Source organism: Caulobacter ginsengisoli (assembly GCF_030814835.1).
Classification (GTDB): Bacteria; Pseudomonadota; Alphaproteobacteria; order Caulobacterales; family Caulobacteraceae; genus Caulobacter; species Caulobacter ginsengisoli.
The window spans coordinates 92,022-103,894 of sequence record NZ_JAUSVS010000010.1 but is presented as its reverse complement, the minus strand read 5'-3'; the positions used below and the strand labels follow the sequence as shown (position 1 = coordinate 103,894).

Sequence of the window (11,873 nt, the reverse complement as noted above, 5' to 3'; positions counted from 1 at the left end):
GAGGGACTCACCATGTCGGATGCGGCCAAGGCTCGGATCGAGCGCGACGAGGCCATCCGCGACATCCGCGACTTCCTGCGGGCTCATCCCGAGACGTTGCGCCAGGACGAAGCCCTGCTGTCCGAGCTGGGCCTGAGGCTCGACGCCGCCAATCTCGTCGATTTCGGCCCGGCCGCCATCGCCAAGGTCAGCGCCGCCCACAGGCGCGAATCGGGGGTGCGCAAGCAGCTCGAGGCGCTCGCGAAAGCCAACTTCGCCGCCCAGGCCCAGACGCATGCGGCGGTCATCGACCTCCTGGAAGCCAGGAACCATTCCGATCTGGCAAGACGCGTCGACGAACTGGCCACGCTCAGGCTTGGCCTGGCCGGCGCCTCGGTCGCCCTGGAGGGCCCCGCCCGCATTCCCGCCGGCTGGGTCGCCCTGGCCGAGGGCCAGGTCGATCTGGTCCTGGGCCCGCAGAAGGTCGCCCGCATGGGCTTCCACGCTCCCGCCCTGCCGCTGTTCGGCGAGCGGGCCGGCTCGGTCAAGTCCATGGCCCTGGTCCGCCTGGGCCTCTGGTCCCCCAGCCGCCAGGGCATCCTGGCCTTCGGCTCGCCCGATGCCCAGGGCTTCACCTCGGACATGGGCTCGGAGCTTGTGGCCTTCCTGGCCCGGGTGTTCGAGCGCACGGCCGAACGCTGGCCAGTCCTGTGACTCCGCGCCAGGCCATGGAAGCCTGGCTGCAACACCTGACGCATGAGCGCCGGGCCTCGCCCCGCACGGTCGAGGCCTATGCCGGCGCCGTCGGCCCCTATCTCGCCTTCCTCGACCGTCATCGCGGCGAATCCCTCACGCTGGCCGACTATGGGACCCTGACCGCCGGCGACATCCGCGCCTACCTGGCCTGGCGCCGCTCAGGCGATCACCCGCTGTCGGCCCGCTCGCTCAGCCAGGCCCTGTCGGCGGTGCGCGGTTTCCACGGTTTTCTCGACCGACGCCTGGGCACACCCTGCCCCGCCCTGACCCTGGTGCGCGGCCCCAAGGTCCGCCCCGGCGCCCCTCGCCCGGTCAGCGAGGACCAGGCGCGCGGCATGCTGGAAGAGGCCGGGACCGATGACGACCTGGCCCCCTGGGAACGCGCCCGCGACGAAGCAGTGCTGACCCTGCTCTGGGGCTGCGGCCTGCGGATCTCGGAAGCCCTCAGCCTGCGCCGCGCCGACGCCCCGCTGGCCGACACCTTGCGGATCACCGGCAAGGGCGGCAAGACCCGCCTGGTCCCGGCCCTGCCCGTGGTGCGAGCGGCGGTCGACGCCTATCTCAAGGCCCTGCCCTTCATTGGCCTGGACCCCGACGAGCCCCTCTTCCGCGCCAGACGCGGCGGCCCCTTAAGCCCCCGCCACGTCCAGGCCACCGTTCAGCTCCTGCGCGGGCGCCTGGGCCTCTCCGACCGCGCCACCCCCCACGCCCTGCGCCACAGCTTCGCCACCCACCTGCTGGGGGCCGGCGCCGACCTGCGCTCGATCCAGGAACTGCTGGGCCACGCCTCGCTGTCGACCACCCAGCGCTATACCCAGGTCGACGCGGCGGCGCTGATGGGGGCCTATGCCAAGGCCCACCCGCGGGCCTAGCCCAGCCTGTATCCACACAGCTTGTTGCCATCCGGGTCGCGGAAATAGGCGAAATAGGCCGTCGCCCCGCGCGGCCCCGGCGCGCCCTCGTCGGTTCCGCCCAGTTCCAGCGCCTTGGCGTGGAAGGCGGCGACCTCTTCGGGCGTGTCGAAGCTGAAACCGCCCATCACCCCGTTGCCGACATTGGCCTTGCCGCCGTCATGGGGGTTGAGCACCCCGAACATCCCGGTTCCCCGGCCGGCATAGAGCCGCCCGCCCTGGGCCGGCTCGTGCACGCCGCGCATGCCGATCGAGCCCAGCAGGGCGTCGTAGAAGGTCTTGGCCCGTTCCAGATCGTTGGTGCCGACCGTGATGTAGCTGACTGCCGCCATGGCGTCCTCCCGTTGTGGCTTTGGGGTAAGTTTATCATCAAAACGGACTCCGACAACGGCCGACGAAGCCCTGGACCCCGCCACCGTCCGGCGCCAAGCTGGCGGCCTGTCGGGGGCCGCGCCATGAAGATCCTGTCCATCGTCTTCGCCGGGCTGACCCTGGTGGTCGCCGGCCTGGTGTTCTGGCTGAGCAAGGTGGCGGGCGGCGGCTTATCCTTGCTGGACCTGTTCCTCGACGCCTTCGCCGTGGTCAAGCTGACCCTGATCCTGCTGGTCCCGGTCCTGATCCTCGCCGTCTTCCTGCCCAACGGCCGGGGTCAGGCCGGCGGGGTCCTGAAGGTGCTGATGTGGAGCGCCCTTGGCCTGGCGGCGCTGGTCACCGCGGAGCGGGTCCTGAACATCCAAAACGCCGTGCAACGCACCCACACCACCAACCTGCAGGTCGTCGCTCCCAGCCTGGCCGAGAGCCTGATGCCGCTGGTCCTGGGTCTGCTGATCGCCGCCATCGCCGCCTGGAAGATCGCCTCGGCGCGCCCGCCCTCGCCGGCGCCTGCGTTCGACTGATCATGACGATCGAAAGCTCCTGCCACTGCGGCGCGGTCAAACTGACCTGCACCCTCGCCCCGGCCGAGGTCACCGACTGCAACTGCTCGATCTGCCGGCGCTACGGGACGCTCTGGGCCTACTACTCGCCGCGCAATGTGACGATCGAGCCGGCCCAGGACGCCACCGACATATACATGTGGGACGATCGCTCCATCGAGTTCCACCGCTGCAGGACCTGCGGCTGCGTCACCCACTGGGCGCCGGTCGACCGGACCCATGACCGCATGGGCGTCAACGCCCGGCTGATGCCGCTGGAGACGGTGGCGGCGGCGCGGGTGCGCCGGCTGGATGGGGCGGGGACCGAGCGCTACGTCGATGAGGATGGGGGCGAGAACTAGTTTTCGGCGGCTCGCCGGCCCGCCAGCGCCGCGAAGGCCGCCCGGATGGTGTCGTCCGGCATCAGATCCGGGGTCAGGAAGCGCTGGAACAGCAGGCCCTCGATCAGGGCGTTGATCACCCGCACCAGCTGGTCCAGCGGCATCGGCGCCTCGTCCGGCTCCAGCTGGGTGGCCAGCCAGGCCGCGCCCAGTTCGAAGCCCGAGGCCATGGCGTCGTGGAACCGCTGGCCCACCTCTGCATGGGTCAGGGCGTAGGCGCGGAAGGTCAGGGCCCCCACCGCCGCCGCCCGCCGTTCGGGAATGGCGGCGATCACCGCCTCGGCCACCGCCGCCATCTTGTCGGCGAAGCTGGAGCCGGGCGCGAAGACCGGCCGGATGGGGCCCCACTGCCGCTCGGCCAGGGCCATGTAGAGGCCGTCGCGGTTCCTGAAGTTGCCGTAGATGGCCCCGGTGGTCATGCCGGCCCTGCGGGCGATGTCCTGCAGGCTGGTGCGTTCGAAGCCCTGCTCGCGGGTCAGGGCCAGGGCGGCGTCCAGCAGGGCGGCGCGGGTGCGCTCGCGCTTGTCGCCCTTGGGCCGGCGGCGGGGGTTTGCGGAGTCCGCGGTCATCCGACGCATTCTAGTGGCTTGCTATTTTATAATCGATCTATTTTATAGCGCCGAAATTCTCCGGGACGGACGGCATGACGACGCAGGACTCCATCACCAAGGCCATTGAGGCCTATGTCGCGGCCGAGGAAGTGGCCGGGGCCGCCGCCCTGGTCTGGCGGAATGGCGCGGTGGCCCAACTGGCCACGGTCGGCTGGCGCGACCGCGAGGCGGGCCTGCCGGTCGAGCGCGACACCCTCTTCCGCATCGCCTCGATGACCAAGCCGATCACCTCGCTGGCGGCCCTGATCGTTCTGGAGGAAAAGGGCATCGGGCTCGATACCCCGATCGCCAGCGTGGCCCCCGAGTTCGCCGCCATGCGGGTGCTGCGCGCGCCGGGGGGGCCGCTGGACCAGACTGACCCCGCCGCGCGGCCGATCACCTTCGACGACCTGCTGACCCACCGCTCGGGCCTCACCTATGGCGGCGTCTACCCTGGCCCCCTCTCCGACGCCTACGCCCAGGCCCTGGGCGGCGACATCGACAGCCCTGTGAAACCCGACGACTGGATCGCGGGCCTGGCCGCCCTGCCGCTGATCGCCCAGCCGGGGACGGCCTTCAACTACGGCTATTCCACCGACCTGCTGGGCCAGCTGATCGCCCGCATCGACGGGGCGCCGCTGGGCGAAGTGCTGAAACGGCGGGTCTTCGAGCCGCTGGGCATGAAGGACACCGGCTTCACCGCCCCGGCCGACCGCCGCGCCACGCTCTATGGCTGCGACGAGACCGGCAGGCTGGTGCGCCGCCTCACCGCCGCCGGCGGCTCGACCCTGCCCGAGCGGCCGGCCGACATGGAATACTGCTCGGGCGGCCAGGGCCTGTGGTCGACCCTGGACGACTATCTGGCCTTCGCCCGGCTGTTCATCGGCGAGGGGCCACAGCTGCTCCGGCCGCAAACCCTGAAGCTGATGACCACCAACCGTCTGACCGACGACCAGCGTCTGGGAGCCCAGATGTTCGGCATGCCGACCTTCGGGACCGGCCACGGCTTTGGCCTGGGCCTGGCGACGGTGATCGACCCCGCCACCGCCTCGTACACGCGCGGCAAGGGCGGCATCGGTACGGTCAGCTGGCCGGGCGCGTTCGGCGGCTGGTGGCAGGCCGATCCCACCGACGGCTCGGTGATGATCTTCCTGGTCCACAACATCATGGAGCCGGCCCTGATGGCCCAGGGGATCGGGCTGAACGTCTATGGCCTGATCGCCCAGGTCCACGCCCTGGGCTCGGCCAAGGCCTAAGTCCGATCGACATTCATCGATCCCTGAGATTCACACTCCCACCTAAATTCCGTCATGGCCGGCCAAAGTGCCTGCCACCCATAGACTCGGTGCGTCAAGCCGCTACCGGACAGCGCCGCCGCCAACCGTCATTGCCGGTGTTTATGGGTCGCCGGGACAAGCCCGGCGATGACGGTTGAAGGGTGGTTTGGAGCTATCCCACCTGAATGTCGACCGATCCTAGCCGGCCGTCAGGGCCGCCAGCCCGTGGGCAGGTCGGCCAGCTCGCCGGAACTGGCCCAGTGGCGGTCGCGGATGGCGCCGGTTTCGCCGGCGGTCTGGATCCGCAGCACCCGGCCGTCCGGCGCCAGCCACCAGCCGACACAGCCTCCCCGGGCGCCGTTCATGCAGATCTCGATCTCGGGGAACTGCACCAGCGCGCCCCAGCAGGCGTCGACGGATGGCTCCGGCCCCCGGCATTCCGGCGGCGCCACGCGCGCGGGCTTGAAGCCCCTGGCCAGCAGCTGCCGCCGCGCCTTGCGGTAGTCCCCGCCGGTCTCGGGCATGTCGGCGACCGCGACCAGGGGCGCGGCGGTTGGCTCTGGCGCCGGCCGGGGGTTGGAAACCCTGGCGGAGGTCTTGGCCGGCTTGCCGACGGAGGTTGGCGCAGCGGCCTCCCTGGGATGGGCGATCCGGGGCTCGGAGATGCGGGCGGGGGGCGGCGCTGACGCCTCGGCTTCCACCGGCGCGGCCGCCGGCGATCCGCCGGGCGTCAGCAGGGTCATGGTCACCAGACCCAGGGTCAGCAGGACCTGGGCCAGCAGGACCAGGTCAAGATGGCGGGCGGGCAGGGCCATGCCGAAGAGCGGTTTCATGCCGCCAAGAAGGCCGCATTCGCCGCGCCGGGACAAGCCCGACGGGCCTATTTCCGCAAGGCCGGCTTGACGGCCCAGGCCTCATCGGCCGCCGCCTGCGGGTCGCCGGCGACATCGCGGCGGGACAGGGAAAGGCCTTCCAGCTCGAGCCTGGCGGGGCGCAGCAGGCGGGACTTGAGGTTGAAGCCGACGAAATACAGGGCCCGGTCGGTGCGGGTCTGGCCATCGGCGACATAGACCGTCTGCACCACGACCGGCAGGCGGCCGCGCCTGAGATCGGTCTTGCGCAGGCCGGACTCGAGCCATTCGGACTGCAGGCGCGGATTGCCGGTGGTCTCGGCCGGGGCGCGGCGGATCTGGGCGGGGAACCACAGGGTCTGGGTCTGGATGACCTGATCGGGATTGGCCGAGGCCAGCCGCAGCCGCGCGCCGTCCTCCTCCGGCTCGGCGATCATCAGGAAGCTTGCCTTAAGCACCTGGGCCTTGGCCTCCGCCTGGCGTTCGGCCCGGGCGGCGGCCCGTTCGCGGTCCTCCTGGGTGCGCTCGCGATGCGAATCCCAGTAACCCAGCCCCGCGATCAGCAGCGCCGCGACCCCCACGATCTCGGCCAGGGTCAGCCAGCGGAGCCGCAGGCGGTTGAGGAAGTTATCCTTCATGATTACCGGAATCGCAAAGGAGACCCCGATGAGTCAACCAAGCCTCCCTTGGGCCGGCGGCTGCCGCTGCGGCCAGGTCCGGTTCCAGATCACCGCCCCGCCGATGCTGACCATGGCCTGCCACTGCACCGGCTGCCAGCGGATGACCGCCAGCGCCTTTTCCCTGAGCCTCGCCGTCCCCGGCCCGGGGTTCGCGGTGACAGAGGGCCAGCCGGCGATCGGCGGGCTGCATGGCGAGGTCCGGCACTTCTTCTGCCCCCACTGCATGAGCTGGATGTTCACCCGCCCGCCCAGCCTGGACCTGGTCAATGTCCGCGCCACCCTGCTGGACGAGGCCGGCTGGTTTACGCCCTTCATCGAGACCTACACCAGCGAGGCCCTGCCCTGGGCCAGGACCCCGGCGGTCCACAGCTTCACCCACTTCCCGCCGCTGGAGGCCTATCAGGGCCTGATGGCCGAGTTCGGCGCCGGGGCTTAGGGCCGGCGAAATGGCGTGTCTGGACAGGAATTCACTTGTCCCGCGCCGGCGGTTTGGGTTTGGCTGCCGAAGTTAAGTCCCATTGCCGACCCCAAGGTCTTGCCATGACTGCCGCCCGCGCCCCGAAGAAGAGCGAATCCCTCGAGATCCGTATCCCCTATCCGACCAAGCAGGCCTTCATGGCCCGCTGTCAGGCCGATGGCCGCACGGCCAGCGAGGCGCTGCGCGACTTCATCGACCAGCACCTGGACGCCCCGGCCCGCCGCCGGCCCGTGAGCCGCAGAGCCCATTGGATCGCCGGCGCCGTGATCGCCGCGGCGATGGTCGGCGTGGCGGTTCCCTCGCTCGCCCTGCCCGCGCTCAGCCACAACGCCAGCTTCGAGAAGCTCGACGCCAACCATGACGGCGTGCTGAGCCGGGCCGAGTTCGAACGGCGCTAGCCCACCCCCTTCAGCAGCCGGTTCCAGCGCAGGTCCAGCCAGGTCCAGGGCTTGAAGATCGACGCCCCGTCGTTCCACGAGACCATGACGATCCGCGCCTTGCCGGCCAGGTTCTCGGCGGGGATGAAGCCGACGCCGACCGATGACGGCCAGCGGCTGTCCAGCGAGTTGTCGCGGTTGTCGCCCATGGCGAAATACATCCCGGCCGGCACGACATAGACCCCGGTGTCGTCGCCCGGATGGCCGGGGCCCTGGTCGAAGGTCATGTAGCTCTTGCCGTCGGCCTTGGTCTCGCGCTCGCGCATGACGGTCAGGCCGATCATGCCGGGATCCTGGGTCGGGCCGGCCTGGACGCGGGGAATGGCCTTGCCGTTGACGAAGACCACGCCGTTGCGAACCTGCACCCGGTCGCCGGGCAGGCCGATGATCCGCTTGATGTAGGCGACGGACGTGTCGCGCGGCAGCTGGAACACCGCCACGTCGCCACGCCTGGGATCGCGCCCGAACAGCCGGCCCTTGGGCAGCGGCGGGCCGAACGGGATCGAGAACCGGCTCCAGCCGTAGTCGAACTTGGTGATGACGATGTAGTCGCCCTTCAACAGGCCCGGCTCCATCGACTCCGAGGGGATGGTGTAGGGCTGGAACAGGATCACCCGCACCACCAGGGCGATCAGCAGGGCGATCCCCACGGTCTTGGCGAGGTCGATCAGCTCGGCGGTGGCGGTCTTCGCGGTCGCCTCGGAAGGCTTGGTCTCGAGACCCTGGGCGGCGTCGTCGGTCATGGTCGGTCCTTGCGGCGATGGGAGGCCCCAGGCTCGCGGCGGCCAGGCCGCACCGCAATCGAAGGCCTGTCGGGACGGGGCGGCCATCGTGTCCGGACAGCGGGCGCCGGCGATTTCCCGCCAGGCGGGCCAAGTAACCGTCCAGATGTCGCGACCTTTTGCCGCTGGTCGCTACAGTCTTCCTTAAGCGCGCGCCGGCAGAATGGGCCACCTCGCAGACGAGCGGAACCGCCAGCGCCAGCCGATGCCGAAAACGTCCACGTCCCTGACCCTGGATGACTTGCCGATCGCCATGGCCATGCTCGACGCCCGCCACGTCGTGCTGGAGGCCAACCCGGCCTTCCGCGCCCTGCTGGGCGAGGCTTGCCTCGGCGAGCGGCTGCGCCAGGCCCTGGACAGGGTCGGCGCGGCCATCGAGGACGGCGAATTCGGCAAGGTCTTCTGTCTGGAGAGCGAGGGCCTGCGGCGGGCCTTCCGCCTGTCGCTGCACGGGCGCGAGAGCGGGGCCCTGGCCATCCTCAGCGACGTCACCGCCGCCCGCGAGGCGGCCGAGCGGAGCCGGGTGGCCGAGGACGTGCGGGTGCGGCTGATGCACGACGCCGAGATCGGCGTCTGGCGCTACGACCCGGACCTGGAAACCTATTATTTCTCGACCGAGCTTTCGCTGGGCCATGGCGACATCGGCCGGCCGGTGCCGCTGGCGGCCCTGCAGCTGCTGCAACACCGCGACGACCGGGCCATCGACCAGGCCATCCGCGAGCGGATCACCCGCGAGGGCGGGACCGCCGAGGCCGAGATGCGCTATCTGTCGGCCGACGGCGGCTGGACCCATCTGCGGGTCCTCTATCGCTCCGGCGCCCAGCTGGCCTCGGGCCGCTACGAGATGCACGGGGTCAGCCAGAGCATCACCTCGCTGGCCAAGGCCCGCGACCTGGCCAACGCCAACGCCCAGCGGCTGGACCTGGCGCTCAAGGCCTCGCGCGCCGGGGTGTTCGAATACGACTTCAAGAGCCAGCGCTTCTGGCTGTCGCCGGAATGCATCGCCCTGGTCGGGGAGGCGGCGGCCGCGATGGTCGACACCGACACCCTGGCCCTGTTCCATCCGGACGACCGGGCCGCCGTCCTGACCCTGACCGTCCGCCCCGCCGACGGGGCGACGGCCGATCCGGTCGATGCGCGACTGGTCGACGCCGATGGTGGCGGGCGTTGGGTCAGGCTGTGCCTGGAAGTGGAATGGCGGCCGGACGGCACGCCCCGGCGCGGGGTGGGCCTGATCGTCGACATCGACGAGGCCAAGCGCCAGGAGATCGCGGTGGCCGAGGCCCGGCGGGCGGCCGAGGAGGCCACGGCGGCCAAGTCCGACTTCCTGGCCTCGGTCAGCCACGAAATCCGCACCCCGATGAACGGCATCGTCGGCGTGCTCAACCTGCTCAAGCGCGACCCCGGCGCGACAGACGCCGGACAGCTGCTGGACGAGGCCCTGGGCTGCACCCAGATGCTGTCGCAGCTGATCAACGACGTGCTGGACTTCAGCAAGATCGAGGCGGGCAAGCTGACCCTGCACCCCGCCCCGGTCGACGCCGCCGCCGAGGTTGAGAGCGTGATCCGGCTGCTGGGCCCGCAGGCGGAAAGCAAGGGCCTGACCCTGCGCGCCGAAATCGCCGAGGCCCTGGGCTGGGCCCAGATCGATCCGGTGCGGCTCAAGCAGTGCCTGTTCAACATCGTCGGCAATGCGGTGAAGTTCACCGAGACCGGCGGGGTGGTGGTGCGGGTCTCGGTTCCGGCCGGGGAGGGTCCGCGACGGTTGCGGTTCGAGGTCGAGGACAGCGGCGTGGGCGTGCCCGAGGCGGCGCGGGCGCGGCTGTTCGGCCGGTTCGAACAGGCCGAGACGGGTTCGGCGCGCCGGTTCGGCGGCACCGGCCTGGGGCTGGCCATCAGCCGGCAGCTGGCCCGGATAATGGGCGGCGACCTGGACTATGCCAGCCGCGAGGGCCACGGCTCGACCTTCTGGTTCGAGGTCGCCGCGCCGAGCGCGACGGCGCCCGCCCAGGCAACGGCCGACGAGGCCGGGTCGACACCCCTGGCCGGGCTGAAGGTTCTGGTGGTCGACGACAACCGGGTCAACCGCCTGGTGGGCGTCCGGACGATCGAAGCCCTGGGAGGCCAGGCCGACGCGGTCGACAGCGGACCGGCGGCCATCGAGGCGGTCCGGACCGGCGGCTTCGACCTGGTGCTGATGGATATCAACATGCCCGGGATGGACGGGCTGGAGGCCACGCGGCGCATCCGCGGCCTGGGCGGGCCGGCCGCCGCCACGCCCATCCTGGCCCTGACCGCCGACGTCATGCGCCACCAGCAGCAGGCCTATCTGGCGGCCGGCATGAACGGCATGGCCCCCAAGCCCTTCTCGCCGGCCCAGCTGCTGGCCGAGATCGCCCGCCTGACGGAACAGGCCGCGGAAAGCCTGTCGGCCTAGGGCCAATCGACATTCAGGGTCTGTGATCGGAAATGGGGCCGCCTCTAGCGGCTTCACCCGAATCTCGGCGTCTCGCGGAGGCGTGGGTTTTCGGGTCGCTTCGCGACAGGAAGAGAAGGCAGAAGAGAAGAGGAAGCGGCCGTGGCGGTGGCCGACGCGCCGTGTATCCACTGCTGGCGGGGTCTTGTTGAGGCGCTTCGCGCCTCGATGGATATCAGCGGATCAACGACGACTGACCTCGGGACAGCGCCGTCGCTCACGCTTCTTCCCTGCCTTCTCTTCCTGTCGCGAAGCGACCCCAAAAACCGACATCCATGCCGCCCGCGGCGTTGGCGGCCGAGACCGGACCGGCTCTTCGAATGTCGATCGGCCCTAGGCCCCCTGCCCCCGCACGCTCATCGGCGCGAAATGGGCGCGGTATTCGGTGGGGGTCATCCGGGTCTGGCGTTTGAACAGCGCGCGGAAGAAGGCGATGTCGTCATAGCCGACCGCCGAGCTGATCGACTGGATGGCGCCCTCGCCCCGCTCCAGCATGGCCTTGGCCGCCTCGATGCGCAGGGCCTGGAGGTAGGCGGCGGGCTGGCGGCCGGTGGCGGCCTTAAAGCGGCGGGCGAAGGTGCGTTCGGTCAGGCCGGCATGGGAGGCCAGGGCCTGGACCGACAGATCGGTCGGATAGTGGGCCGCCAGATGCGCCTCCACCGCCCGGATGCGGTCGTCGTCATGCGGTTTGGAGACCGGCAGCACGGCGTATCCCGTCTGGAAGGTGCGGGGCATGGGCAGCAGCAGGGCCTTGGCGGTCTGCACCGCCACCTCATGGCCGCACAGCTTTTCGACCAGATAGAGCGACAGGTCGATGGAGGCGTAGAGACCGCCGCTGCAGAAGGTGCGGCTGTCCTCGGTGACGAACAGGTCAGGACGCCAGCGCACGCCCGGGAACCGCGCCGCCATCCGCTCGGCTACCGCCCAGTGGGTGGTCGCCATGCGATCTTCCAGCAGGCCCGCCTCGGCCAGATAGACCGAGCCCATGCAGACCCCGGCCACGAAGGCCCCGCGCTCGTAGTGGCGAGCCAGCCAGGGCAGCAGGGCGGCGTGCTCCTTCAGCCTGCTGTCGCAGTCGAGGCCCGAGGTCGGGACGACGATGATGTCGGTGCGCTCGACGTCGCCGATCGCCGCCTGGGGCGTGATGGAGAAACCGTGGGGGGTGACCAGGGGCCCGCCGTCCAGCGACACGGTGGTCACCCGGAAGGCGGGCCGGGGCGCCTGGTCATGCAGCTCGTGCCACAGCGCGCCGGCGGCGCTGAAGATCTCCACCGGCATGATGGCCGTGGACGGCAGGCCGCCGTCCAGCAGCACCACGGTGACATCGAGCACACCCCCCAT

14 protein-coding genes are annotated in these 11,873 nt (G+C 70.5%); 8 read left to right on the top strand and 6 right to left on the bottom strand.

From position 1 onward, the window contains the following. Nucleotides 1-12 precede the first annotated feature (12 nt). Together QO010_RS20260 and QO010_RS20255 are read left to right on the top strand one after the other, a co-directional pair. Nucleotides 13-693 (top strand): DUF484 family protein, encoded by a 681-nt coding sequence (locus QO010_RS20260; protein ID WP_307352237.1) that lies wholly within the window; start codon nucleotides 13-15, stop codon nucleotides 691-693. A 14-nt stretch (nucleotides 694-707) separates the two neighbouring features. Then, a complete protein-coding gene (locus QO010_RS20255) occupies nucleotides 708-1,607 on the top strand; it encodes a tyrosine recombinase XerC (protein ID WP_370873806.1) in 900 nt (299 codons plus the stop codon). On the opposite strand, the gene QO010_RS20250 is transcribed toward QO010_RS20255, so the two are convergent. Then, entirely contained in the window at nucleotides 1,604-1,978 is a 375-nt protein-coding gene (locus tag QO010_RS20250; protein ID WP_307352233.1) for a VOC family protein, read from the bottom strand. The two genes, QO010_RS20255 and QO010_RS20250, sit on opposite strands and share 4 nt — an antisense overlap. A gap of 123 nt (nucleotides 1,979-2,101) precedes the next feature. Here QO010_RS20250 and QO010_RS20245 point away from each other — a divergent pair, with 123 nt between their 5' ends. Continuing rightward, a complete protein-coding gene (locus tag QO010_RS20245) occupies nucleotides 2,102-2,542 on the top strand; it encodes a hypothetical protein (protein WP_307352231.1) in 441 nt (146 codons plus the stop codon). Nucleotides 2,543-2,544: 2 nt separating this feature from the next. Then, nucleotides 2,545-2,922 carry a GFA family protein gene (locus QO010_RS20240; RefSeq protein WP_307352230.1) on the top strand — a complete coding sequence of 126 codons (378 nt, stop codon included), beginning with the start codon at nucleotides 2,545-2,547 and terminating at the stop codon, nucleotides 2,920-2,922. On the opposite strand, the gene QO010_RS20235 is transcribed toward QO010_RS20240, so the two are convergent. After that, nucleotides 2,919-3,530: a TetR family transcriptional regulator gene (locus tag QO010_RS20235; protein ID WP_307352229.1), complete on the bottom strand. Its 612-nt coding sequence runs from the start codon at nucleotides 3,528-3,530 to the stop codon at nucleotides 2,919-2,921. The two genes, QO010_RS20240 and QO010_RS20235, sit on opposite strands and share 4 nt — an antisense overlap. Nucleotides 3,531-3,604: 74 nt before the next feature. On the opposite strand from QO010_RS20235, the gene QO010_RS20230 reads away from it, so the two are divergent. Then, nucleotides 3,605-4,807 (top strand): serine hydrolase domain-containing protein, encoded by a 1,203-nt coding sequence (locus tag QO010_RS20230; RefSeq protein ID WP_307352227.1) that lies wholly within the window; start codon nucleotides 3,605-3,607, stop codon nucleotides 4,805-4,807. A 230-nt stretch (nucleotides 4,808-5,037) separates the two neighbouring features. On the opposite strand, the gene QO010_RS20225 is transcribed toward QO010_RS20230, so the two are convergent. Together QO010_RS20225 and QO010_RS20220 are read right to left on the bottom strand one after the other, a co-directional pair. Then, nucleotides 5,038-5,661 carry a hypothetical protein gene (locus QO010_RS20225; RefSeq protein ID WP_307352226.1) on the bottom strand — a complete coding sequence of 208 codons (624 nt, stop codon included), beginning with the start codon at nucleotides 5,659-5,661 and terminating at the stop codon, nucleotides 5,038-5,040. A gap of 47 nt (nucleotides 5,662-5,708) precedes the next feature. Further along, nucleotides 5,709-6,317: a hypothetical protein gene (locus QO010_RS20220; protein ID WP_307352224.1), complete on the bottom strand. Its 609-nt coding sequence runs from the start codon at nucleotides 6,315-6,317 to the stop codon at nucleotides 5,709-5,711. A 28-nt stretch (nucleotides 6,318-6,345) separates the two neighbouring features. Here QO010_RS20220 and QO010_RS20215 point away from each other — a divergent pair, with 28 nt between their 5' ends. Together QO010_RS20215 and QO010_RS20210 are read left to right on the top strand one after the other, a co-directional pair. Then, nucleotides 6,346-6,795, top strand: a complete 450-nt coding sequence (locus tag QO010_RS20215; protein WP_307352222.1) for a GFA family protein — start codon at nucleotides 6,346-6,348, stop codon at nucleotides 6,793-6,795. 104 nt (nucleotides 6,796-6,899) lie between these two features. Continuing rightward, a complete protein-coding gene (locus tag QO010_RS20210; protein ID WP_307352220.1) occupies nucleotides 6,900-7,235 on the top strand; it encodes an EF-hand domain-containing protein in 336 nt (111 codons plus the stop codon). Here QO010_RS20210 and lepB read toward each other — a convergent pair. Next, nucleotides 7,232-8,017, bottom strand: a complete 786-nt coding sequence (gene lepB, locus QO010_RS20205) for a signal peptidase I (RefSeq protein ID WP_307352218.1) — start codon at nucleotides 8,015-8,017, stop codon at nucleotides 7,232-7,234. The genes QO010_RS20210 and lepB overlap by 4 nt on opposite strands. Nucleotides 8,018-8,261: 244 nt before the next feature. Here lepB and QO010_RS20200 point away from each other — a divergent pair, with 244 nt between their 5' ends. Further along, the gene (locus QO010_RS20200) at nucleotides 8,262-10,493 is read left to right on the top strand and encodes an ATP-binding protein (protein ID WP_307352217.1); all 2,232 of its coding nucleotides are present in this window, start codon (nucleotides 8,262-8,264) and stop codon (nucleotides 10,491-10,493) included. 372 nt (nucleotides 10,494-10,865) lie between these two features. Here the strand turns inward: QO010_RS20200 and QO010_RS20195 are convergent, their stop codons facing one another. Next, entirely contained in the window at nucleotides 10,866-11,864 is a 999-nt protein-coding gene (locus tag QO010_RS20195; protein WP_307352216.1) for a GlxA family transcriptional regulator, read from the bottom strand. Between the last annotated feature and the right edge of the window lie 9 nt (nucleotides 11,865-11,873).

Bases quoted from the DNA above. Each gene is read 5' to 3' on its own strand.
- QO010_RS20260 (WP_307352237.1), top strand. From the start codon at position 13: ATGTCGGATGCGGCCAAGGCTCGGATCGAGCGCGACGAGGCCATCCGC.
- QO010_RS20255 (WP_370873806.1), top strand. From the start codon at position 708: ATGGAAGCCTGGCTGCAACACCTGACGCATGAGCGCCGGGCCTCGCCC.
- QO010_RS20250 (WP_307352233.1), bottom strand. From the start codon at position 1,978: ATGGCGGCAGTCAGCTACATCACGGTCGGCACCAACGATCTGGAACGG.
- QO010_RS20245 (WP_307352231.1), top strand. From the start codon at position 2,102: ATGAAGATCCTGTCCATCGTCTTCGCCGGGCTGACCCTGGTGGTCGCC.
- QO010_RS20240 (WP_307352230.1), top strand. From the start codon at position 2,545: ATGACGATCGAAAGCTCCTGCCACTGCGGCGCGGTCAAACTGACCTGC.
- QO010_RS20235 (WP_307352229.1), bottom strand. From the start codon at position 3,530: ATGACCGCGGACTCCGCAAACCCCCGCCGCCGGCCCAAGGGCGACAAG.
- QO010_RS20230 (WP_307352227.1), top strand. From the start codon at position 3,605: ATGACGACGCAGGACTCCATCACCAAGGCCATTGAGGCCTATGTCGCG.
- QO010_RS20225 (WP_307352226.1), bottom strand. From the start codon at position 5,661: ATGAAACCGCTCTTCGGCATGGCCCTGCCCGCCCGCCATCTTGACCTG.
- QO010_RS20220 (WP_307352224.1), bottom strand. From the start codon at position 6,317: ATGAAGGATAACTTCCTCAACCGCCTGCGGCTCCGCTGGCTGACCCTG.
- QO010_RS20215 (WP_307352222.1), top strand. From the start codon at position 6,346: ATGAGTCAACCAAGCCTCCCTTGGGCCGGCGGCTGCCGCTGCGGCCAG.
- QO010_RS20210 (WP_307352220.1), top strand. From the start codon at position 6,900: ATGACTGCCGCCCGCGCCCCGAAGAAGAGCGAATCCCTCGAGATCCGT.
- lepB (WP_307352218.1), bottom strand. From the start codon at position 8,017: ATGACCGACGACGCCGCCCAGGGTCTCGAGACCAAGCCTTCCGAGGCG.
- QO010_RS20200 (WP_307352217.1), top strand. From the start codon at position 8,262: ATGCCGAAAACGTCCACGTCCCTGACCCTGGATGACTTGCCGATCGCC.